19 protein-coding genes and 1 tRNA gene are annotated in these 24,898 nt (G+C 37.3%); 9 read left to right on the top strand and 11 right to left on the bottom strand.

Translation table 11 applies throughout. From position 1 onward, the window contains the following. Nucleotides 1-228: 228 nt before the first annotated feature. Complete coding sequence (gene rocD / locus D9O48_RS15030) at nt 229-1,467, top strand: ornithine--oxo-acid transaminase (RefSeq protein ID WP_126973804.1); 1,239 nt, start codon at nt 229-231, stop codon at nt 1,465-1,467. A 38-nt stretch (nt 1,468-1,505) separates the two neighbouring features. Here the strand turns inward: rocD and D9O48_RS15025 are convergent, their stop codons facing one another. The 5 genes from D9O48_RS15025 to D9O48_RS15005 all read right to left on the bottom strand — a co-directional run bounded on the left by D9O48_RS15025 (nt 1,506) and on the right by D9O48_RS15005 (nt 4,546). After that, nucleotides 1,506-2,222 (bottom strand): siderophore-interacting protein, encoded by a 717-nt coding sequence (locus tag D9O48_RS15025; protein WP_126973803.1) that lies wholly within the window; start codon nt 2,220-2,222, stop codon nt 1,506-1,508. A 78-nt stretch (nt 2,223-2,300) separates the two neighbouring features. Beyond that, the gene (locus tag D9O48_RS15020) at nt 2,301-3,146 is read right to left on the bottom strand and encodes a helix-turn-helix domain-containing protein (protein ID WP_126973802.1); all 846 of its coding nucleotides are present in this window, start codon (nt 3,144-3,146) and stop codon (nt 2,301-2,303) included. A 175-nt stretch (nt 3,147-3,321) separates the two neighbouring features. Next, a complete protein-coding gene (locus D9O48_RS15015; protein WP_126973801.1) occupies nt 3,322-3,714 on the bottom strand; it encodes a hypothetical protein in 393 nt (130 codons plus the stop codon). 85 nt (nt 3,715-3,799) lie between these two features. Then, nucleotides 3,800-4,339, bottom strand: coding sequence for a DUF1801 domain-containing protein (locus D9O48_RS15010; RefSeq protein WP_126973800.1), 540 nt, complete (start codon nt 4,337-4,339; stop codon nt 3,800-3,802). 133 nt (nt 4,340-4,472) lie between these two features. Beyond that, nucleotides 4,473-4,546: transfer RNA gene (locus tag D9O48_RS15005), tRNA-Cys, on the bottom strand. A gap of 92 nt (nt 4,547-4,638) precedes the next feature. On the opposite strand from D9O48_RS15005, the gene D9O48_RS15000 reads away from it, so the two are divergent. The 6 genes from D9O48_RS15000 (at nt 4,639) to tamL (ending at nt 15,207) form a co-directional block, all read left to right on the top strand. Continuing rightward, complete coding sequence (locus D9O48_RS15000; protein WP_126973799.1) at nt 4,639-5,517, top strand: nucleoside phosphorylase; 879 nt, start codon at nt 4,639-4,641, stop codon at nt 5,515-5,517. A gap of 32 nt (nt 5,518-5,549) precedes the next feature. After that, nucleotides 5,550-6,347: a diaminopimelate epimerase gene (gene dapF, locus D9O48_RS14995; RefSeq protein ID WP_126973798.1), complete on the top strand. Its 798-nt coding sequence runs from the start codon at nt 5,550-5,552 to the stop codon at nt 6,345-6,347. A 9-nt stretch (nt 6,348-6,356) separates the two neighbouring features. Next, a complete protein-coding gene (locus tag D9O48_RS14990) occupies nt 6,357-7,295 on the top strand; it encodes a magnesium transporter CorA family protein (RefSeq protein ID WP_126973797.1) in 939 nt (312 codons plus the stop codon). A 2-nt stretch (nt 7,296-7,297) separates the two neighbouring features. Then, nucleotides 7,298-7,765, top strand: a complete 468-nt coding sequence (locus D9O48_RS14985) for an NUDIX hydrolase (RefSeq protein ID WP_126973796.1) — start codon at nt 7,298-7,300, stop codon at nt 7,763-7,765. Nucleotides 7,766-7,862: 97 nt separating this feature from the next. Next, on the top strand, nt 7,863-12,929 hold the full coding sequence (locus tag D9O48_RS14980; RefSeq protein WP_126973795.1) for a translocation/assembly module TamB domain-containing protein: 5,067 nt from the start codon (nt 7,863-7,865) through the stop codon (nt 12,927-12,929). After that, nucleotides 12,916-15,207, top strand: coding sequence for a translocation and assembly module lipoprotein TamL (gene tamL / locus D9O48_RS14975; protein WP_126973794.1), 2,292 nt, complete (start codon nt 12,916-12,918; stop codon nt 15,205-15,207). Before D9O48_RS14980 ends, tamL begins: the two co-directional genes overlap by 14 nt. On the opposite strand, the gene D9O48_RS14970 is transcribed toward tamL, so the two are convergent. The 3 genes from D9O48_RS14970 to D9O48_RS14960 form a co-directional block, all read right to left on the bottom strand. Beyond that, complete coding sequence (locus tag D9O48_RS14970) at nt 15,204-16,844, bottom strand: hypothetical protein (protein WP_126973793.1); 1,641 nt, start codon at nt 16,842-16,844, stop codon at nt 15,204-15,206. The genes tamL and D9O48_RS14970 overlap by 4 nt on opposite strands. A 17-nt stretch (nt 16,845-16,861) precedes the next feature. Continuing rightward, on the bottom strand, nt 16,862-17,368 hold the full coding sequence (locus tag D9O48_RS14965) for a hypothetical protein (RefSeq protein ID WP_126973792.1): 507 nt from the start codon (nt 17,366-17,368) through the stop codon (nt 16,862-16,864). Nucleotides 17,369-17,721: 353 nt separating this feature from the next. After that, nucleotides 17,722-18,198 (bottom strand): hypothetical protein, encoded by a 477-nt coding sequence (locus D9O48_RS14960; RefSeq protein WP_126973791.1) that lies wholly within the window; start codon nt 18,196-18,198, stop codon nt 17,722-17,724. Between the two features lie 354 nt (nt 18,199-18,552). On the opposite strand from D9O48_RS14960, the gene D9O48_RS14955 reads away from it, so the two are divergent. Continuing rightward, the gene (locus tag D9O48_RS14955) at nt 18,553-19,128 is read left to right on the top strand and encodes a DUF4142 domain-containing protein (protein ID WP_126973790.1); all 576 of its coding nucleotides are present in this window, start codon (nt 18,553-18,555) and stop codon (nt 19,126-19,128) included. 101 nt (nt 19,129-19,229) lie between these two features. Then, a complete protein-coding gene (locus tag D9O48_RS14950) occupies nt 19,230-20,147 on the top strand; it encodes a YihY/virulence factor BrkB family protein (protein ID WP_126973789.1) in 918 nt (305 codons plus the stop codon). A 71-nt stretch (nt 20,148-20,218) separates the two neighbouring features. On the opposite strand, the gene D9O48_RS14945 is transcribed toward D9O48_RS14950, so the two are convergent. The 3 genes from D9O48_RS14945 to D9O48_RS14935 are packed head-to-tail and all read right to left on the bottom strand — an operon-like array spanning nt 20,219 to nt 24,863. Further along, complete coding sequence (locus D9O48_RS14945; protein ID WP_126973788.1) at nt 20,219-21,682, bottom strand: hybrid sensor histidine kinase/response regulator; 1,464 nt, start codon at nt 21,680-21,682, stop codon at nt 20,219-20,221. A gap of 3 nt (nt 21,683-21,685) precedes the next feature. Further along, nucleotides 21,686-23,305, bottom strand: a complete 1,620-nt coding sequence (locus D9O48_RS14940) for a sensor histidine kinase (RefSeq protein ID WP_126973787.1) — start codon at nt 23,303-23,305, stop codon at nt 21,686-21,688. A 40-nt stretch (nt 23,306-23,345) separates the two neighbouring features. Continuing rightward, nucleotides 23,346-24,863 (bottom strand): sigma-54-dependent transcriptional regulator, encoded by a 1,518-nt coding sequence (locus tag D9O48_RS14935; RefSeq protein WP_126973786.1) that lies wholly within the window; start codon nt 24,861-24,863, stop codon nt 23,346-23,348. Between the last annotated feature and the right edge of the window lie 35 nt (nt 24,864-24,898).

The raw sequence follows: 24,898 nt of genomic DNA, 5'->3' as shown, positions 1-24,898 counted from the left end.
CGCTTTCCCTTTCATTATTCACTTTTTTTTATTATATTTGTTTAAGTGAGCAACATTACATACATATTACCCTTTCTCCAGCAGAATCTCGATCTGCTGAATCACTAATGTCAACCCTTACTGATATTTTTTGAGTATACACTACTCAATCCAATCACTATATATTATTGAAATCAAAGGATGGAATTTTACTTCCACCTGTTTGCATTATACATTAATCTTACTGTAATGGAAAAGACTTTACAGGGCCTATCTGCCCAAACACAATATTTTTTAGATCTGGAAGATCGACATGGAGCACACAATTATCATCCACTTCCGGTGGTTTTGAACAAAGGCGCAGGCGTACACCTCTGGGATGTTGACGGTAAAAAATATTTTGACTTTTTAAGTGGTTATTCTGCAGTAAACCAGGGGCACAATCACCCTGCTATTGTAAAAGCATTTATTGAGCAGGCACAAACTTTAGCACTTACCTCCAGAGCTTTCTATAATGACGCTTTAGGTGAGTATGAGAAATACATAACGGCGTTATTTGGCTATGACAAAGTTTTACCGATGAATACCGGAGTAGAAGCAGTTGAAACCGGCATCAAATTATGCCGTCGGTGGGGATACAAAGTAAAAGGCATTCAGGAAGGAAAAGCAAAGATCATCGTTTGTGCTGAAAATTTTCATGGAAGAACCAGCACCGTCATTTCCTTTAGTACCGATCCCGGTTCTTATGCAGACTTCGGCCCATATATGCCCGGCTTTGAAGTAATTGCCTATAATAATATTGAAGCATTAAGAACTGCATTGCAAGACCCTTCCGTAGCAGGGTTTCTTGTAGAGCCAATACAAGGAGAAGCTGGTGTTGTAGTACCCGATGAAGGTTACCTCGCCCAGGCAGCGGCATTATGTAAACAAGCGAATGTATTGTTTATTGCTGATGAAATTCAAACAGGATTATGCAGAACCGGTAAACTACTGGCCTGTGATCATGAAAATGTTCGTCCTGATATTTTATTGCTGGGTAAAGCCTTGAGTGGAGGTATGTTACCGGTTTCAGCAGTTTTAGCAGATGACGCTATCATGCTCACCATAAAACCCGGTGAACATGGAAGCACTTATGGAGGCAACCCCATCGCCTGCCGCACTGCTATTGCAGCATTACAGGTATTGCAGGATGAAAAAATGGCTGACAATGCTGAAAAAATGGGTCTGTTACTCAGAACAGAACTCAATAAACTGCAATCACCTCATATCAGTATTGTAAGAGGGAAAGGATTGCTTTGTGCTATCGTTATTCAACATCCGAACAAAGACGCAGCGATGGAATTATGTATGGCAATGAAAGACCGTGGCTTACTGGCCAAACCTACCCATGGCGACAAAATAAGATTCGCCCCACCACTAATTATAACAGAACAGCAAATTCACGAAGCTGTGGCAATTATAAAAGACGCTTTACAGGTATTAGCCTAAAATTAAATCCGGTTATCACCCTGGTGATAACCGGATTTTTATAAACCGGTTTTTCCCTCCAGCCAAAACCCTTTCGATAGTATCCGGCCTTTCTTATCCATTGTCTTAATCACTTTCCGTATAGTTTGTACAGCCTTTACATTACCCGTAACAACATAAGTCGTTTCATTTTCCGGAAAACCCCATACCGGTAATTCATTGAGCAACGCAGGATTATTAAAAACGGTACCTTTTTTAAATACAGTGTAATTTGATAATCCTAAATGAGCAGGTGCCTCCCTGTTCTCTTCATTCAGTTCAAAATAATAATGAAAAGCATTTCCTTGCTGAACAAACCGGCTATGATAAGAATAAGCCAATCCCAGCGATGTTTCATCACCCCATAAAATATAAGCAGGTACCGTTTCACGATACCAACCAATTCCTCTGGGAATACTGGTTCTGAGTACATCTCCCGGTCGTAAATGATTCATCAGCTTACTTCCCGGGCCACTTCCATGAACATGTACGATAATCTCCATTACTCCTTTCACAGCATCATAAGCTGACGGAGTATAATTTCTGTATTCAGTATCACTCACTCTTATTAAAACAGCACTGCCTATACTAAAAGCAGATACTTCCGGTTCTCCTTGAAAAGTTATTCTTTTTATTGAATCTGTAATATTCCGTACATCTATAACCGTTAATAAGGGAAACTTTGAATCTAAAAGGTTCTCGATCGTATCGCCTAACCATTTTGCTATTCTGGGCATACAATTGTTTTTGGTAACAATTGTAAAATTGATCACATTCAGCAATGTAATCAAGACTCTAAAAGGGTAAAAGCAGGACTATTCACGGTTTTTTGCTCTATATGACAATGGTGCTTCTGTAGTTATTTTCTTAAATACCCGCGAAAAATAACTATGGTCGTCAAAACCTAACTGTAACGCAATTTCTTTCACCGATAAATCACTATGATGAAGTAGTCGCTTGGCTTCAAGAACGATTCTTTGTTGTATTAGTTCGGAAGGAGTTTGACCTGTAGCATTTTTTAAACACTCATTCAGATAATTGGGCGAAATATTCAGCTGAGCAGCATAATCAGAGGCGGTTCTCAGGATAGTAAAGTTGTTTTCTAACAACACATTAAACTGTTTATAAACAGCAGCGTATCTGGAACGGCTATTTTTTCGGGCAGACTCCGCTACATATTGCGCCTGTACCAGGCCGATAAAAGCATTCGCAAAATCCTTTACCAACAATTTGCTTTCGCTTCGCTGTATCATTTCATAACACAATGAAATAGTTTGCTCCAGTAATATAATCACCTCCCTAACCGGCAGCAGTACCGGTGCCGGTAATATTTCCTGTTCAAGCGAGGTTAAATAATGCGGGTGTATACAATCACTTGATATTCCTAAAAAATAAGCATTGCTGCTGTCATATGTCATTGCCCGGTGTACCTGACTGGGGTGAATATAAATCAGTGACGGGCCTGTCATTTCTATTGATTCAAAATCCACTTCCATGATAGCCTTTCCTTCCAACAACAAAAAAAACGCATGCTTATTATGCCGGTGAGCATGCTGAACATGTTTCAGGTCTACTGTAGGAATATCATTGGCCCGGGCCACGAGAATATCGGGTTCATATCCTTCGCTAAAAACCTGTATGGGAATTTTGATTGACTTCAATGGAATCTTTTTGCAAGGCTTGCAGATCACTTACCGTTATCAAATGTAGTTTTTCAGGTGGAGTGATCATAAAAAAAGATCTCCCGAACCAGGAGTTTACCGGGAGATCATTTCTGAATTCATTAATGCTTATCTTAAAAAGATACGAAATATTCCGATCTTTTCCAAATATCTCTTACTTATTGGTTTTCAATTTCATATCTGGCAAAAAAGTAGTTATCAGCATAGTTATGCTTACCAGCAGCAAAGCCCAAAGCCCCCATTCTCTTTCCGGACAGATACCTTTATAACATCCACCGAATAAAATAAAGGTTTTAATAACAAATGCCAGTAAGATAGAACAGATGGCCATATTCAATCTTTTTGCCCAGATTCTCGGAATCAAAAAACAGATAAATGCCAACCCTGAAAAAAAGTTAATCAGAATAGCCGGCTTACCGTATACATTTTCTTCTGAAAAATAACCTGTAAAATATTTATCCAGGTCCGGATGATACGTCCAGTTGGTAAAACACAAACCGATTATTACCAGGCAAAGAATAGCACCTATTATTTGAGAATATTTCATGTCGCAAAGATAAGCGTATCTGAAAATCAAGTAAGAATTAATATTAAAAATTAAGAATTGCTGACGCTTGATTCCTAATTTCTAATTATTTAAATTTGAGTTGCTGTTCTTCCATTTTCACTTCCAGAGCCCTTAACGCACTTGCTCCAATACCGTGTAAGGCGGCAATTTCTTCGTAAGTATAGCTTGACAATGTTTTCAGGTTTTTAATTTTTGCATTTTCCAATGCACGTTGTGCGGGAGCTGATAAAAACGAAAACTCATTTGTGGCAAAAGCAGAAATATTTAATTCCTTCATGCGCCAGAGTACGACTGCTTTAATAAGTTTCACGGGTAATTCTTCCTCCAACGAAAAGTGAAGTGTACCTTTTCCTTTTACGTAGGGCTCTACAGCTGTTTGAAAAGCTTCATCACCTTTCGGAATGGGATACATACCCAAATGATTGGTATAGCCCGCGTAGTGAATAATATTTTTCTTCAGATGAAAGGTAGGAATTCCGTAACTGATTTTCTCTTGTGTAGTATCCGGTACTACCTGACGAATCGCAGCACGGATTTCTTTTAACAGCCGGCGTTGTTTCGGAGGAAATTGCTGAATATAATCATTCACTTCTTGGCAAGACATAACCAGGTTTTAAAATGGAAGATGACTCAACTTACAAAAACTTTTTTAGAAAAGTTGAATTCGGGGTATTCTGTATCAGACAATAACAGGACGGGCAACAAAAAACCCCGAATCACTGAGTGATTCGGGGTTTTGGAGGTACCGAGCAGATTCGAACTGCTGTAGGAGGTTTTGCAGACCTCAGCCTAGCCACTCGGCCACGGTACCTTAACACAGCCCTTAACGAATATTTCATCGGATCGGGGTTTGCAAAAGTAGTATATTTATCCCGAAAAAATAAAATTAAATCGTTTTTTTTTATGCAAAAAATCCTGGACTCTGAATTGATTATCAACAAGAGAGGAGCGATCTATCACCTGGATGTGCGTCCCGAAGAACTGGCAGATACCGTATTAACAGTGGGAGATCCCGACCGTGTGGCCATGGTAAGTAAATATTTCGATTCGGTTGAACATCGTTTGCAGCACCGCGAATTTATCACCCACACCGGCTATATCGGAAAAAAAAGAATTTCTGTGGTATCAACCGGTATCGGGCCTGATAATATCGACATTGTTATCAACGAACTGGATGCACTGAAAAACATCGATTTTGAAAGCAGAACCATTAAACCGGTACTTTCGTCCTTAAATATTATCCGCCTGGGAACCTCTGGTGCTTTGCAAGCCGATATTCCTGTAGATAGTTTTGTGGCTTCTACACACGGGTTAGGACTTGATAACCTCCTTAACTTTTATCGTTTAGAGCAAAATGAAGAAGAAAATGCTATACTGCAAAGCTTTTTTACACATACACAACTCCACTCCGGCCACGGCTTACCTTATATCAGCAGTGCAGGAGTACACTTACTAAAAAACTTTGTAGAAGGGTTCCATCAGGGAATTACAGTAACTTGTCCGGGATTTTATGGCCCGCAAGGCAGAATTCTAAGGCTCGGGCTAAAAAACCCTTTACTGGTAGATAAATTAACCACCTTTCAGTTTGGGAATTATAAAATCACCAACTTTGAAATGGAAACTTCAGCTATTTATGGGCTGGGTAAGCTATTAGGACATCAGTGTTTAGCGTTGAATGCAATTGTTGCCAACAGAGTGAATAAAACATTTTCCGGTGACGGACAAAAAGCTGTTGAAAGTTTAATACAAAAAGCACTGCCGATCATAGCAAATATTGATTAAACAAAACTACTTTTGTTATATAATTGATCAGCATGGTTTGTCACTTTTATAAATATCAGGGAACAGGAAACGATTTTGTGATTTTAGACAATCGCACCGGTCTCTACGACGAATTAACGGAAAAAGAAGTGCACTTTCTTTGTAATCGTCATTTTGGAGTAGGTGCCGATGGTTTGATGTTATTGAATGAACATCCCAGATATGACTTTGCCATGAAATATTACAATGCCGACGGAAAAGAAGGCAGTATGTGTGGCAACGGAGGAAGAAGTCTGGTAAAATTTGCTTACGATTGCGGTATCATCAGAGATAAATACCATTTTATTGCAGTTGACGGCGAACACGAAGCATCGATTGATGATAAAGGCATCGTTTCTCTTAAAATGTCGGGTGTTTCACAACAATCTGTTCACGATGGAAACGCGGTATTAAACACCGGCAGCCCTCACTACGTTCGTTACGTAAGTGATATCCACTCGGTAGATGTTTATAATATTGGCAAATCAATTCGTTACAGCGATGATTTTCCGGAAGGAATTAACGTAAACTTTATAGAAAATATCAATCCGCACGCTATCAAAGTAAGAACTTATGAAAGAGGCGTAGAGGATGAAACATTATCCTGCGGTACCGGCGTTACAGCCTGTGCCATTACTCATGCCGCTACAGTTGGGCAACATAGTATACAGGTTTCTACAAAAGGGGGAGTATTACAAGTATCTTTTCACCGTCACCAGGACGGTACTATTTCTGATATCTGGCTTACAGGACCCGCAAGTTTAGTGTTTGAAGGAAATGTACATTTAAATTTAGCCAATCAAATTATTTAAGGCGGAAATATGATACAGTATTTCAGAAATATTGATAAACAAACGGTGGCTATCGACCGTCCCGAAAACGATGTGTGGGTAAACGTTTCTCCACCACTGAAACAAGAAGAATTCTCAGAGTTATCTGAAGAATTGGATATTCCGTTAGACTTTTTAACCGACTCGCTCGATATTGACGAACGTTCGCGTTTTGAAACAGAAGACAATGTAAAGCTTATTGTAATCAAAACTCCTACCGAAAACAATTCCTTTAATGAGTCAGATGCATATTATATTACGATTCCGATCTGCGTCATTTTAACCCACAAGCAGATTGTTACCGTTAACTCTTTTGAAAACGGTGCTATCAAAAAGTTTCTGAATACATTTCAAAACAGGCATCCCGATAACAGAAAAATGATGGTGTTGAAAATCATAGAAAAGATTATTCATACCTATATGGAATACCTGAAAGAAATTAATCAACGCAGAAATATTCTCGAACAAAAATTATACGCTGCTAACAGAAATGAGCAATTGTTACAGCTAATGCGTATCCAGAAAAGCCTCGTATATTTCGTTACTGCATTACGCTCAAACGAAATGTTACTGATGAAAATGGAAAGAACCAATTTTTTAGGCTTAAATGAAGAAGAACGCGAATTCCTGAGCGATTTAATTGTTGATAATTCCCAGGCATTGGAGATGGCGAATATCTACACCAATATCCTCAGCTCCTCCCTTGATGCATTTGCCAGCATTATCGCTAATAATCAGAACGAGGTATTGAAAAGATTATCCGTAATTACTATCGTATTAAGTTTCCCTGTATTGGTTGCCAGTATTTACGGAATGAACGTTCCGATCCCCTTCCAACACGAAGCCGGTTCTTTTTTCATCCCGATTTTAGGTAGTTTACTGGTGTCGCTGTTAGTGGGATGGTTTTTCCTCCGCTCTAAAATTTTCTAGTAATGCTTCCTTCCCAATTCACCATACGTGTATACGGTATTCTGCAAAACGAACAGAACGATATTCTGGTTTCGGATGAAATTATACGTGGTCACCGCTTTACTAAGTTCCCCGGCGGTGGGCTCGAAATGGGAGAAGGCACCCGCGACTGCCTGATGAGAGAATTTATGGAAGAAGTTCAGCTGAAAATAGAAGTTCAGGATCATTTATATACCACCGACTTTTACCAGCAAAGTGCATTTAACCCTATGCACCAGATTATTTCCATCTACTATAAAGTAAAAGCACTGGAACCCATAAAAATTCCCATAAAAACCGCTCCGTTTGACTTCTCACCTGACCAGCTCAAAATATATGAAGCCACTCAGCAAATTGAGTCAATAAGATGGGTTCCCTGGACCGATTTTAATAGCAATACTGTAAATTTACCTATTGATAAGATCGTAGCGTCTTTAATCAAAACACAATAATGTGGGGGAATATATCTACATAGCCCCCAAGTACCGGTAAACTATTTATTGGCATTTGCCTTGCTTATAATTTGGCAGCGCCCAAAAAGTTTTTTAAGTGGAGGAATCAAAAAGCAAAAAAATAGCACGAAAGGTATGGAGGATTTTATGGAAATCCACCCTTTTCCTGTTACTATTCGTTATTCTTATTCTACTGCTCATTCAAACAGCGCCCGTACAAAACTTCATTGTAGGTAAGGCCCAAAACTGGCTCACTAAAAAATTAGATACCAAAGTATCAATACAAAAACTATATATAGATTTTCCTAAATCAGTCGTATTAGAAAAACTTTATATAGAAGATAAACAAAAAGACACCCTCGTTTATTCAGGAAAACTTTCTGTAAACATGGATATGTGGAAACTCATCAAAGGGCAATATCAGGTAAATGATATCAGCTGGGAGGATGTAACCGCAAGAGTTTACAGAGTTTTACCGGATACTGCTTTTAATTTCCAGTTTATTATCGACTCGTTTGCAAAGGCTGATTCGGAAAGTATGCCTGCAGAAGTTCAGTCTACCGACACTTCAGCAATGGTATTTAACCTGAAAGATGTATATCTTAAAAACTTTAATGTAAAATATCACGACGATGTAACGGGTAATTTTGCCGATGTGCTGTTCTCTAAACTGGCACTGAATGCCAATCAGCTCGGCATTTCGCCTTCACTGGTAATTGATATTCCTGTAATTGAGCTCGATGGCTTAAAGGGCTCCTTTATTATGAAAGAACCGCTTGTAATCAGCGAACCGGATACAACTACCTCCGCTCCTATCGCTCTGCTGCTTAAAAATATTGAATTGAAAAATACTGATTTCCTGTTTAAAAGTATTCCTTCGGGTTTTGAAACAGGTATTCAGTTAAAAGCCTTTGAAACAACCATCAACCGTTTTGACCTCGGGCAGGCAATCATCGATATTAACGACGTATTACTGGATGAAGCGAATGCTTACGTAACCTTGTCTCCCACCACACCGGCAGCACCCGCACCGGTTGTAATAGAAGATTCTACTGCTGCTTCATGGAAAATTCTTACCAAAGAACTTAGAATCGAAAACAGTAATATAAAATTTGACCAACAGGCTTCTACACCTGTAAAAGAAGGAATGGATTATTCGCATATAGATGCCAGACAACTTAACCTGACACTGGAAGACTTCTATTTTGCGAATGACACCATTATGGGTGAGATTTCAAAAGGAAGTATGAAAGAGAAAAGCGGGTTGGATTTAAAATCACTCGAAGTAACGTTTCTCTATTCTGACAAAGAAGCTTATTTAAAAGACCTGTATATTGCTACACCCCATACAATTTTGAGAGATGCGGCTGCCATCAAATATCCAAGTCTTGATCTGATCGCTGATCAACCCGGACGCTTATTTGTAGATATCAATCTTCGACGTTCACAAATTGCCATCAGAGATATTCTTATGTTTGCACCTTTTCTGGCAGAGCAGCCCGGTTTCGCAAACCGTTCTGCGATCCTGAAAGTTGACGCACAGTTAAAAGGTTTATTAAACGATTTAAATATCTCTCACTTTAAAGTTTCTGGCTGGCAAAATACCCGCGTTGATCTTTCCGGAAGAGTCGTAAACATGTTTAACCCTGATCAGCTCAGTGCCAACATTCAATTAAAAGAATTATATACCACCAATCAGGATATTCTGTCACTCTTACCGGAAAAAACATTACCGGATAGTTTTTCTCTTCCGAATGTAATTGCTGCTGACGGGGTAATCCGCGGAACTACCGAAGAACTGTACACCAATATTAATATCAATACAACTGATGGCGATGTTGTACTCAACGGAACCCTTGCACACTTTACCGATAGCTTGCGCATGCAGTACGACCTTCAGTTATTATCACAAAATGTATTGGTCGGAAAAATCATAGGTATGCCTGAAGTAGGCGGTTTATCAACACATGCAACACTCAAAGGCCAGGGTTATGTTTTCGAGAAACTGACATCAGCAGCAAATATTACTATTGATAGTGTTACTTATCAGAACTATACTTATAAAAACCTTCAATTAAACGGAATAATCGACTCTTTACAAATAGATCTGACGGCAAATATTCAAAACGATCCGATACATTTAAATCTGACCGCCAAAGGAGATCTGAGTAACGAATATCCGTCGTTGTCGATCGATGCCATGATCGACAGTATTAAAACACATGAGCTTAATCTTACCACCGACACCATCATCTATCGCGGAAAAATTGTAGGCGATTTTGCCAACACTAATCCCGATAGCTTAGAAGGAAATCTGAAAGTAGTACAATCTATTCTGGTGTACAACGAAAACAGATTACAGGTAGATAGTATTCAGTTAAACGCGCTACAAACCGACACCGGTGAAGTGATTCAACTGTATACTCCGTTCATGTATGCCAATGCCTGGGGGCATTTTGAATTAACGCAGATGAATGCGATTTTACAAAGAGAAGCAAACAAATACTTTAATACAGGCTATAGCGATACCGTTGTCATTAATGAACCTTACGATTTTCATTTAGACATTGATGTTTACAAACATAAAAGTATTGTTGATTTCTTACCTGATTTAAGAGGACTTGACAGTATTGAACTCAGAATCTGGGGAGATCATGAAAACGGGATAAGGGTTTATTCTGAGATTCCTAAACTCATCTATGGCAATAACTCTGTAAAAGACTTCAGGTTCTTTGCTACTACCAGAGATACCAGCACCCTGAATGGATATATACGTATTCAGGAATTGAAAGCCGGCGGAGTAACCTTAAATGCCACACGTTTACAGGCGTCTGCTCACGACAATGAGTTAGATGTACATCTCAATATCAATGATGAAAAAAATGAACTGAAATACCGGTTGTCGGCAAATGTATTTCAACCGCAATCCGGAGCATATGCCATTTCACTCAATCCGGATTCGCTTTTATTAAACTATGCTAAATGGAATCTTAACCCGGGTAACAGACTTTATTACGATAGCAGTAAAGTGTTGGCTTCTAACTTTATTCTCTCTGACAAAGACCAGGAATTGAAATTACAAAGTGACAGTTCGGCGGCGGGATATCCTTTAACGGCCAGCTTTAAAGATTTCCGTATTGCCACCCTTACGCGTTTAATTCAACTGGATTCTTTACAAATGGACGGTGTAATCAATGGATACGCAACCGTTCATGACCTGATGCAGGATATGAAGCTCCAAAGCGAACTGGAAATAAAAAACTTCATGATGAATAAGGATACAGTCGGCACTTTACAGGCCAATATCCTGAACCAGACACCAAACGTTTTTAATGTAGACCTTAGTTTAAAAGAGTTCGGTAACGATTTAACTGTTAAAGGAACCTACGATATAGGAGAGAATGTTTCTAACCCGATGAACCTGCAATTAAACATTGCACATTTACCCATGAAAACAATTGAAAAACTGGCAATGGGCTACATCAAACAGGCATCGGGAGAAATGAACGGACAGGCCAAAATCACCGGCTCTGCTGCAGCCCCGAAAGTAAATGGGAAAATCAATTTCCAGAATGCAGTAATTGCTCCTTATCCGATTAACAGTTTGCTGAAAATGGAAAACGAAGCCATTACCCTCGACGAACGTGGAGTACATTTCAGCCAGTTTAAAATAAAAGATTCTTCAGGGCAAACTATGGTAATAGACGGTGACGCATTAACGCAAAACTTTACTAACTACCGGTTTGACATGACGCTGAACGCCGACAACTTCCAGTTAATGAATAAAACCAGGGAACTCGGTGATATCTTTTTTGGAAAAGTATTCTTTAATACCCGGTTGAATATAAGTGGAACGGAGATGAGCCCTGTGGTAGACGGAACCTTACAGGTTAATAACAAAACTGACTTTACTTTTATACTTCCGCAGGAAGATCCGTCTATTCAGGACAGGGATGGTATTGTAAACTTTATCGATCCGAATGCCAGCGCAGAAGATACACTCTTCGCGAATCGCTATGATTCATTAAACGAAGCCAGCGTGAGAGACTTCGACATCAATGTGAATATAACCGTAATGAAAGAAGCTGTTCTCAACGTTATTATTGACGAAGGCAACGGAGATATGTTAACAGTTCAGGGCTCGGCTAATTTAACTGGCGGCATTGACCCTTCCGGAAAAATTACCATGACCGGTACTTACGAACTGGAAAAAGGTTCTTACAATCTTTCCTTCAACTTCCTGAAAAGGTCTTTCAATATTCAAAAAGGAAGTACTATCACCTGGCAGGGAGAACCTACTATGGCCGAAGTTGATATTACAGCCGTTTATATTGCCAACACCGGTCCGATCGACCTGGTAGAAAATCAATTGAGTGGTGTGGATGCTGCTGTTAAAAATACTTATCGCCAAAGGCTTCCTTTCGAAGTACACCTTAAAATGAAAGACCAGTTAATGAAACCAACCATCACTTTCGACATTATTCTACCGGAAAATGGAAACTATACCGTAGGAAAAGAAGTGATAGAAACCACTAATAATAAGCTGGCTCAGGTAAGACAGGAGCCTGCAGAAATGAATAAACAGGTATTTGCCTTATTATTACTCGGAAGATTCGTGGCTGAAAATCCATTCGCAACCGGTAATGCCGGACTTTCAGCGGAAGGACTTGCCCGTAAAAGTGTAAGTAAACTATTATCAGATCAGTTAAATAACCTGGCAGGCAATCTGATTCAGGGAGTAGATATAAACTTTGATCTGCAAAGTACAGAAGATTATACCACCGGTGCAAAAGCCAACAGAACCGATTTAAATGTTGCCTTGTCAAAACAATTATTAAACGACCGGTTAACTGTTACCATTGGCTCGAACTTTGAATTAGAAGGACCGGCACAAGGCGGTCAAACTACCACACTGGCCGATAACGTAGCATTAGATTACCGTCTTAGCAAAGACGGACGCTATATGCTGCGGGCTTATAGAAAAAATAAATATGAAGGTGTACTGGAAGGTTATATCGTTGAAACAGGTGTCGGATTTATATTAACAGTAGACTACAACCGCTTCAGACAGGTATTTGAAAGTCAAAGAAGAAGAGAAAGACGTTTAAATGAGATCAAAGATCGTTTAATGCAAAAACAGGAAAACGAAAATGAAATTCCTTAAAGTTAGTATACATATTATTTTATTGGCGCTTTTAGCAGCTTGTAGTAATACTAAGTACTTACAAGAGGGACAATATTTATATCTTGGTGCTAAAGTAAATATAGAGAATGATTCAATCTCTAAAAAAAGCAGATCAAAACTTGAAGATGAACTAACATCATTAACGCGCCCGCTGCCTAATAGAAAAACATTGGGCATGCGGTTACGTTTGTATGCATATAATTTTGCAGGAAATCCTAAAAAAGAAAAATCACTCGCAGGAAGATTAAAATACAAATTCGGAGAAGCACCGGTATTACTCAATCAGGTCAATCTCGATTATAATACTGCTATTCTTGACAACTACCTCGAAAATAACGGATTCTTTGATGTAACAACTACCGCCGATACAGTCATTAAAGGCAAAAAAGCAACAGCAGTATATACGGTTGCAGCCGGCAAACCTTATTCTATTAATGAAGTAGTATATGAAACAGACGAATCGTTCATTGGATTATCTGTACAACAGGCTCAATACGGTTCCATTTTAAGAAAAGGAGAGGCATATAGTCTGGATAGAATTAAAACAGAAAGAGAAAGAATTGATGCATATCTTAAACAGAATGGATTTTTCTTTTTCAACCCTGAATATTTAAGCATTGATGTAGATAGTTCGATCGGCAACCGTCAGGTGAATTATTTCTTAAAAATAAAACCGACGACTCCTACCGAAGCAAAACAAATGTATACCATTAAAGATACCTATGTTTACTCAGACTATAGACTGAATACCGGATACAGTGACACCAGCACCAAAAATGCGGTATTATATAATGGTATTACAATTATTGACCGAACCAGAAATTATAAACCCAGAATTTTTGATCAGACCTTACAGTTTGAAAGCGGTGATGTTTACAGCAGAAACGATCATAACTTATCACTCAACAGGCTAATCAATCTGGGAATATTTAAATTCGTAAAAAACAGATTTGTTATTGATAGTAATTATGCTCAGGCACGTCTGAATACGTATTACTACCTTACGCCTATGCCCAAAAAATCATTGCGTTTAGAATTAAACGGTACTACCAAATCAAATAACCTGGTGGGGTCGCAATTAAGTCTTTCGTGGCGCAATAGAAACACGTTTAAAGGAGGTGAGCTGTTAACCATTTCAGCCTTGGGTGGTGCCGAGGTTCAATACGGATCACGTTTGAAAGGATATAATACTTACAGAGGCGGGTTGGAGACAAGCTTATCCATTCCGAGAGTAATTGTACCTTTTTTTAAATTCAATACCAGTAGCGCATTCGTACCCAAAACGAATATCATGCTGGCTTATGATTTCCTGCGAAAAGAAAAACTTTATACGCTTAGCTCATTCAGAACGAGCTACGGTTATAACTGGAAGGAAAACATTTATAAAGAACACCAGTTAAACCCAATTAGTATTAACTATGTACTACCATCTTCGGTAAGTCCGGAATACCAGGCTGCAGCAGATACAGTATATACACTTAGAAAGAATATCGAACGCCAGTTTGTATTAGGCTCTACTTACAACTATACGTATAATCAGGCAATTGACGGTTTCAAAACTAATACTTTCTACTTCAGCGGCACTGCGGATGTTTCCGGTAATTTATTCGGTGCTCTTTTCGGCAGAGGAAATAGTTTTGACAATCCACATACTATTTTCGGCAATGCATATGCACAATACGTAAAGCTGGAGGCAGATTTCCGATATTATAGAAAACTGAGCGAAAATACCATTCTTGCAAACCGTATTATTCTGGGTGGTGCATTACCTTATGGCAATTCAAGAGAAGTTCCTTTCATCAAACAATTCTTTATAGGTGGTAATAACAGTATCAGAGCTTTCAGAACACGTTCTATAGGTCCGGGTACCTATGACGGTACTCAATATGAATTATTTCCTGACCAATCGGGAGATATTAAGCTGGAGTTCAATACGGAGTTAAGAGCAAAACTTTTCAGTGTTATACATGGTGCTGTATTTGTTGATGCAGGTAATATCTGGCTATATAGAGACAATCCTGAGAAACCGGGCGCCAACTTTACGAAAAATTTTCTCCGCGAATTGGCGATCGGTACAGGTGTTGGTATCAGAATCGACGTTAGTATACTGGTATTACGATTAGACGTGGCCTTCCCTGTAAGGAAACCATGGCTGGAAGACGGAAAACGCTGGATATTCAACACCATTGATCTGGGCGACAAACAATGGCGCAGAGATAATCTGATTCTAAACCTGGGTATCGGTTATCCATTCTAGAACCCTACACATTGTTTAATACCTTCGAAGATTGATTTCCACAGCAGTGCGAAATAGGAACGATGAATATCTCTTTCATAGTTGACTTTTCCATGCCGTGGTTCCCGGCCTTCTTTTTTAGGATTATTTGATTTTAGTTTCAGATTAGCAATCCATGAAATAAACTTTTTTCGTTCAAGATCATTATTATCATTCTGTTTCAATAGAGAAACCTGCAAATCTTTGTATAAAATCAATACATCTCCACGAGCACGATAATCATTGCCCGTTAAATTAAATGTCAGACTATTAATTACACCGTCTTCTACCCTTGCTAACCCCATGGGCTCGGTCAATTGATTCACTATTTTAGCATCTAATGTTCTCAGATGTCCTTTTGCACTCCATTTACCATCCTTCGATGCATTGTAAAATTGTAAAGTAGCAGTCAAAGGAATCTGGCCTAAAAATTTAGAGTGGAAATCTAAAGTCATAATACCTGAAGAAGGAAGCATTTCTTTAATATTAGTCAGATAATCAATCGTTGCCCCTGCTTCTTTGAACTGTACATGCCCTGCCTCCCCAGAACTTTCAGCACGTTCTTTATATTCAATAAAACTGTTTTTAAAAATGGCTTTCCGGATAAAGAGCCTGAAAGGTAATTCGTTCATCAGCATCTGATGCGGATAGTTACCAACTTTAGATACCTGCGCCCGCGGATAAGTCATATCTCTGTAGATTTTAAAACTACTCTTTCCTACCTGCATTTCCTGCGCATCAATTTCTTCAGAAATGAACCTTGGAATATTCAATTGTTTAAGTTCAATATTGAACATATCAATATCAAAACGGTCTTGCTGATACTTGAAATTTTTCATAAAAGCAGCTTCACCCTGTAACGGGTTGATAGAAAACTGTTCCACATTCAGCTTCTGCTCAAAAGTACTTAGCATCACATTCTTAATTACATATCTGTATAAAGCATTACCACTTAAGATTTTTATTTCTTTGGTAAATAAATGCATGTCTTTTGCAAAAAGAAAACGGGAAGTATCCTGATTATTTAAACTATCAATCTGAATATCGAATAAATGGATGTCTACACTATCTAATTGATGTTTATAGTTTTTTCCATGTAAATCACGCGTCAGTAAAACAGCATTATTGATCAGAAGACTATCTACTTTAATATGTTTAAAATTACCGAGTATCTGGCGATAAACCTGGTTGTATGACATTTGAACCACAGTATCGCTCGCACTTCCGGTAATCAACAACTCTATAGTAGGAGATTCGATCACAACAGCCGAACCTTCAATTTCCTGACTCAATAATGCTTTTGGTGTTTTTACACCCCGTATCGTCAGATTCGGAATCAGGAGATTAGTTAATACCGAAGGCTGTTGATGACTAAGTGTAATAGTATCATAAACCAATGAATCAGACTTGAGAGAAAGATTCGTAATGCTCAGAAACCCTTCAATTTCATCAAGTACTATAGTATCCGATTTTATTTTGTACAATCCGTTTGATTGCTCTAAAACCATTTTTCTGATACCACCATGTAATAATTTATTCTTGTAATTGGTCCAATAAATGATCCCTCCAGCTATAACAGCAAGAAGGATACAAAAGAAAATTAATTTCTTATTCTTCAATGTAGATTGTTTAAGGTTTATCCCCAATTGTAATGAACAGAGTGTATATTTTTAGTTCTATAGTGAGGCGGATTTTGATTAAACACTTTAAATACCAGTTTCACAAACTTTTCCATCAAAGTGATTGGTTTAGACTTTACCTCAACGTAGTTAATTTCATTAATGGTAAAGGTGAGCAGAATTTCACGTCCTAAAAGAGGAGATTTAAGTTTGCTCGCTAAATGCTCAAAGTAATGGGGATAGTTTTCTTTTTTCATTACCCTGCCGATGCCACTCAAACTAATGTAAAATAGCGAATTCTTTTTATAAAACTGAATGGTACCATGCATAAAAGTATTCACATCTTCATCGTTGATGGGAACATAGGGAATAACCGCTATCAGATTACCGTTACGTTCCAATAGCTTCACCTTGCATAATAAATTGGGAACCTTGCAAGTTGAATAATCGTCATTGAAAAAAGTTGCAGTTTCAAACTTCCCAATACAACTATTGACGAAATCAAAATCAGTATTAGAAATCATATGAAGGCATTTTTCTGTAATAATGCAAAGTCTTTGCCCATTTATTAAAAACATGCATGTAGAGCTTATTCCTCATGGAAATCAAATACTAAAAATCATTACATAATTATTTAAGAACGTGCTTAAACAATTAAAAAACAAACAGTTTCGGCATATACTTAAAGCAATTCATAAGCATTAAAATTTATCGTTTAAACGTACTGTTTACATGCAATTAACAAATCAGTTTTTTGCAGTAAATAAATAAGATGCAAACAAAAATTAAAATTGATAAGATACAAGATGTGAGTAAAAAAGAAGAAGCTTATGCACATATTATATTATAATATGTGAAATAAATCAACCATAAAGAATTAAAGATTTTCTCTGACAATAATTTCGGGTATGATTTCTACAAAATATTCGGGATAATTCCAATAAGAACCAGGCATCTTATGTAACTCCCATGCTTTATTCTGTAAAGAAACGATGCTAAACATATAACGTTTATTCAAGGCATATATCTCATATAATGAAAACCCTGAAGACTTAAACTTGTAATAATAAAAATTGAGAAGACCGTAATTAGAATCGGCTTCCACATAGGTCAGTGGTTTTTCCCAGTCTTCTAATTGATAATGTTGTTCAATAATATTTCCGATGCAGGTAGCAATAGAAGTTTGCCCGATATCCTGCTCAATCCAGTCACCATGATCAACTGATTTATAGAAAATATTTTCATACCCATAATCAAATGCAACATGAAACATCGATTGAACCGGGTGTTCCATTTCTGATACTTCAATTTGAAAAGATTGATCCTCTATTGAGACATAAATATTTTTAATCATGTCTTAAAAGTTGGGTGATGATAAAATATATACACTATAAATATCGAACCATAAGCAACATACAATGAAGATAGTTGACATACATCCGCAATGCAACCACATAATTACAAGAGAGTAAATAAATCAGCTATCTGAAATTAAACAATTTTTTTACGCCTCCGAGCAGTAATTGTTAATGAATTGCAAATGAAAAATTTATGCCGATTTTGACAATAAAGAAACAAAGAACTGATTTTCAGTAAATAACAAATTAATAGTCATTTATTTCTATTAACAGAAAAAGAAGCTCAAACATCATCTTTCATTTTTGGTACGCATTTTTGTAGGTATATAGTGAAACTAAAAAACTTATCTATGAAAAGAGTAACTTATAATTTTTTGACATTAGTATTAGCAGGAAGTTTAATGGTTAGCTGTGGTAACAACGCCAATCGTGAAGATAAGGATACTCAGGAAATAGCAGAAGATAAGAATGATGCTAAGTTTAATGACCAGGAAGCTGAAAAAACGGCACAATTCTTAGTAGATGAAACTAATGAAAACTATAAAGACATCGAAGCTGCTAAAGTTGCTGTATCCAGAAGTAATAATGCACAGGTAAAAGAAATTGCCAATGCAATTGTAACAGATCATGAGGCTAACCTGGCTCAACTTAAACAAGTTGCAACAGCAAAAGGAGTGAGTATTCCAACTTCCCCTACTGAAGATGCCTTGGAAGAAAGCAAAAAATGGAATGAAGTGAAAGCGGATAAATTCGATAAAGATTTCATTTCAAAATTAGCAAAAGATCACAAAGATGATATTCAGGATCTGGAATCTAAACTGAATTCAACTACCGATCCGGATGTTAGAGATTATATCACTAACACACTAACAAAATTAAGAACACATTACGATAAAATTGCTGCATTAGAAGCAACATTTAAGTAAACTTTGTTTTTCATAAGGCACACATTGGACTTTTCGAGGCTGGTTTCTACCAGCCTTTCTTTTTGCCTGGTATAGAAGTTTTAGTACAAAATAATATGCGTATGAAAGTTAAAACATTCTTCAGATCAGTTAAAGAAGCAGCTATATTATTTATGGACACCAAGGGCATGAAACTATGCGCTTCTTTGTCGTATTATACAATATTCTCACTGGGACCTCTGTTAATTATCATTATTTCTCTGGCCGGAATTTTCTATGGTCGTGAAGCCGTTAGAGGGGAAGTTTATGAAGAATTATTTGAAATTATCGGAGAGAATGCTGCTATACAGGTACAGAATATCATTCAGAATATTGAAAATACCAGAATGACCGGAACCGGTTTAACATTAGGAATTATTATTCTCTTATTTGGTGCAAGTGGAGTGTTTACAGAAATTCAGGACTCAATCAACACTATCTGGAGTGTGAAAGCAAAACCACAGAAAGGCTGGTTAAAGTTTATTTTCAACAGACTTTTATCTTTCTCACTGATTATCTCTATTGGGTTCATTTTACTCGTTTCGCTTATTTTATCTACATTATTAGATGTTGTTTACGATAGATTGATGAATTATTTTCCCGACACTACTCTATTTTTTGCATCTGCATTGAATTTATTAATTCCGTTTATCATTATCTCTATTCTCTTTATCATTATTTTCAAAATACTGCCTGATGCAAAAGTGGGCTGGAAAGAAGTAATGATGGGAGCTATATTCACAGCAATTCTTTTCCTTATCGGCAAATTCGCTATCGGACTTTATATTAAAAATTCTTCTTTTAACAACACATATGGAGCAGCTTCCTCTATTGTTATTCTGTTAACCTGGGTGTACTACTCTTCTATTATTTTATACTTCGGAGCAGCTTTCACAAAGTGTTATACAATGGAAAGAGGTAAAAAGATTATTCCGAAAAAAACAGCAGTATTGGTAGAACAGAAAGAAATAGAAAGAGAAGTAATAAGACCTTTATCATAAAGAAAAGAGCAATGATGCGAAGCGCATCATTGCTCTTTAAAATATGTGAGATCTAAACAGATCTGGAATAATTAATTTTCAAATGATTCGCAGGTGTGGAGTGTTATACAAAACACCGTTCCTTCTTGCAGAACAGATTTCACATCAATAGATGCTTTATGGCCCTGCAATATATTCAATGTAGCGGCTAAGCCTAAACCCAATCCACTTTTTTTAGCTGTAAAATACGGCTCAAACAAACGGGCAAGATATTCCTGCGGAATTCCCATTCCATTGTCTTTAATATATACCTCAACCGTTTGATTCGGCAAAGGTACCGCCTTGAGTTGCAATATACCATTACCTTCTTCCATCGCTTCTACCGCATTAATGATGATATTCAGAAATGCTATTTTCAACTTTTCTTTATCTGCCGAAATGAGAATATTATCTTCCGGCAACTCCATCATCAGTTTTAACTTCTTCAGCTGAATTCTATCCTTTGCAGCCAATACACTTTCCTCCATCACTTCCTGCAAAATATTATTCTTAAATACAATTTGTGTGGGCAATGCAGTATCCAGCAACTCAGAAATAATTGAACCAATACGTCCGGCACTTCTGTTCATGATATCATAATAAGTAGAAATTTCTTCATCAGCACCCATTTGCGATAAATGATCCAGCGACAAATGAATATTCGTTAAAGGATTTCTGATTTCATGTGCCAGTGTACGTGCCAACCGGTCAGTGGCCGCTAATTTTTCAGTTAACACAAGCGCTTTCTCTGCTTTCTTGATAAAACTGATATCATGCAAAATTGCCTGATAATAATTTGTATCCGAAACTTCATCAATTTTATGACAGGAGAAAACCGTATAGATTTCTTCCCCGTCTTTGTTTTGAATGATTACTTCAAAATCTTTGATACTATTATTACCCGTCAGTGCTTCTTTTAGCCGTACTTTATCTTCCTCCTTAATAATCAAATCGTAAAAACTCTTATGTACTAATTCATCAGGACCACATTTTAAAATAGCGCTCGTCGATTGATTAAATATGCTGAAGTATAAATCTTTGTTAGCAAGAAAAATAGCATCCTTTGTATTTTCAAATATTGAACGGTATCTCAGCTCATTCATTTTAAGCGTTTTCATTATGCGTCCATTCTCTAATGAATACCTGATAGAACGTTCAATCAATTCTAAATTCAAGTCTGCTTTCACCAGATAATCTGCCGCTCCTGAACGCATAGCATCAATATCCACCGTTCGGTTTCCTTTACCGGTTAATAAAATCATCGGTTCATCACAACCGGCCAGTTTCGCTTCCCGTAACAAATCCAGTCCGGTTTTTGCACCCAGGTAATAATCAATAAAATAAAGGTCATACTTTTTTTGTATGATTGACTCATAAGCATCTTTATAATTAAATGACCATTCTACGATGAAGTTGCCACTATCAATAGAGTTGATTAAACTTTCCGTTAAAAAAAAGTCATCTTCATCATCATCAATAATCAGCACACGTACCGGGGCAGTTCGAGAAAAAATCATACTCTAAAATTTAACTTGTTCATATGGGAAAATCAAATAGAAAGTACTACCAGTTCCCAACTGGCTTTTTACATATATTAATCCTTTATGGAAACTCATTACTTTTCTGCAAATAGATAAACCGATGCCTGTTCCCGGATATTCAGACTTACCGTTTAAGCGTTGAAATACCTGAAATACTTTTTCTTCATATTCTTGCTCAAAACCGATTCCGTTATCTTTGATTTCAATACAAAAATGGGGAACTTTTATATTCAGTTTCTTCTCTTTCAGTTCTTCAGTTGTTAACTCATAATGCGACACTTCTACTTTTAAAGGAACCTCCTTTTTTCTGAACTTCAATGCATTTCCCAACAAATTATGAAACAGTTGTTTGAGTTGATGAGGCACCACATCTGCTGCCGGCAAATCGGAATAAACAATTTCAGCATTCGTTTCCTCTATTTTTAATTCCAGATCCTGTAATACATCTTCAAAGAGTTGTTTCAAACTACATTTTTGAAAATTAGTTTTTACCCGGGTTACCCTTGAAAACTCTAACAAATTTTCAATCAACGTGCGCATGTTAAATGCAGCCTTACTCATTTTTTCAAGGTAAATCATTGCATTTGGAGGAATCTCATCACCGAATGCCGATTCTATTCTTTCGCTGAAAGTAATCAGCTTGCGGATCGGTTCCTGTAAATCGTGCGAAGCAATATAAGCAAACTCTTCCAACTCTCTGTTAGAGCGATTTAATTCTTCTACTTTAAGTTCCAGTTTTCTTTCCGACTCTTTTAATTCGGAAATATCTTTCATCGTGCCAATGACTTTAACGGGCATACCCCGGTCATTCATCATCAACTTACACAGTACCTGCACATTAATTTCATTGCCTTCGCTATCAATAATGGCAACACTATCGATAATAACTCCCTGAAACTTCTTTAGCCGCTCTTCAATGGTTAACGGCAGATGGCTATCTGCAGCAGTAACGTGTTTTGCAATCCATTCATTAAAATCTATATTCTCTGAATTTTCTGCATCAGGATATTTAAGCAATTTCTTCAGGCTGTCAGATAAACTGATTTTCCGGGTTTTAATGTCAAGTTCCCAGTTACCGATACGTAAAAATGTTTCATTCGCTGTTACATTCTTTTTATACTCTTTCAACTCCTGAATCGCCTGTTGCGTTTTGGTAGTATCACTTTCAATGCCTACAATAAATTTAATGTTAGAATGATCATCGAGCTGAACAGAAATCCGGGCTTTTACATAACGGATATTCCCATCCTCTTCAATAATGCGGTATTCATGAGTGATTGATTTCTTTTCAGTAATCACAAACGCTCTTGCAGCACAAAATGTGTCAATATCATCAGGATGTATTGACACATTTTTAAAAGCTTCGAAAATTGAGATGGCTCCCTGATGCTTTTCTCTGTTCAAAAAACGATAGAAACCATCCGACCAGTATTGTATTTTATTTTGATAATCCCAGTACCATACGCCTGTTTCAGAAACCTCTTCTAATTCAAGCCAGATCGGCAAAGTATTATAAGGAAACCCTTCACCTTTGTTAAACTCCCTGAGGGAAGTTTGTGATAATTCATTTTCAAGAAACTGTCTGGGAGCAATATTCATATATGATAAACTAATTCAGCTATTGTATTTTTCCTTCCTGCTAACGGTTATTTAAATCCTGGTACAATTTAATCTTATTATACAAGGTTTTACGATCGATATTCAATAGTTTGGCAGCTTTGCTTTTATTAAAATTGGTTTCCTTCAAAGCTTTCAATATCATCTCATATTCCAGATCAATAGAAGCTTCTTTCAAACTATTTTCGAAAGGTCTTTTATAGCTTAAAGAATTAGATTTCGGAGGTTCTATAATAGGCGCAAAATGCTCCACTACCGGATGGTGAACGGGTTCGGATACAGGCTCCTCATTTTGTGCCTGGTAATTTAATACCTCGTATGGTAAAGATTTAGTATCTACAACATCACCCATTGCTAACAATGCGGCTCTTTTAACAACATTTCTCAGTTCGCGTAGATTTCCATGCCATACATAATTTTTAAGTATTTCTTCTACATTCGGAGAAAATCCGACAATATTTTTATTTAAACTTTCATTTGCTTTCTGAAGGAAGTGTTTTGCAAAAACCATGATATCTTCTCTTCTGTTGCGTAACGGGGGTACTTCGATGGTAAATTCATTAAAACGGTGAAAAAGATCTTCTCTGAATTTTCCTTTTTGAGCAGCATCCCATAAACGCTCGTTAGAAGCGATAATAATTCTTACATCCAGGGGAATGTCTTTGATTCCGCCAACACGTCTCATTTTTCTTTCCTGAATTACTCTTAACAACGAAACCTGGATATCATAACTCAGGTTAGCAATTTCATCGAGAAAGATTGTTCCTCCGTTTGCCAGTTCAAAACTACCGGCTTTCTGGCCGATGGCACCGGTAAAAGCCCCCTTCTCATGCCCGAATAATTCGCTACCCGCCAGTTCTTTCGACAGGGCACCGCAATCAATCGCCACAAAAGGATAATTGCTTCTTTTACTTCTTTTATGAATTTCCTGCGCAATAGCTTCTTTACCACTACCACTTTCTCCATAGATGATAACACTATAATCGGTTGGAGCAACCAATGCAATCTGTTCAACAATCTGTTGAAAAACAGCACTGGTACCAAAGATATACTCACCGCTTACAGTAAAAGAAGAATGTTTAGGTTTTTCTTTTGAGGAAGTATGCTGAGCAGAGGCGACCGGCGTAGCATTTACTGCCGGCTCATTGCGCGAAGGAACAAATTCAGATTCCTGTTCTGCCGATTGAATAGCCTGTTGAATTGTTTTAAGCAACTCTTCAGGATGTAAAGGTTTGGTAACATAATCAAATGCTCCTTTCTTCATTAATTCAACCGCAGTCTTTAAATCGTTATAGCCGGTAATAATAATTACCGGTAAAGACGGATGTATCTGCTTAATTTTTTCAAGCATTTCATTACCGTCAATTCCATCCAAACGATAATCACACAATACCAGGTTGAAGTCATCACTTTCTTCCAGCATTTCAAGGGCTTTTTTACCACTGAAACACTCCTGTGTATGGTAGCCATGTTTAGACAAGAATTTGTTCATCAGGACACAAATGTCCCTATCGTCATCAATCACTAATATTTTAGCCATTTGATTATTTTTATTAATACAATATGGTTATTTAA

This window comes from Gynurincola endophyticus (genome assembly GCF_003991195.1).
Taxonomy (GTDB): domain Bacteria; phylum Bacteroidota; class Bacteroidia; order Chitinophagales; family Chitinophagaceae; genus Gynurincola; species Gynurincola endophyticus.
The sequence above is the reverse complement of the archived record's forward strand: the minus strand, read 5'-3'. Positions and strand labels throughout refer to the sequence as shown.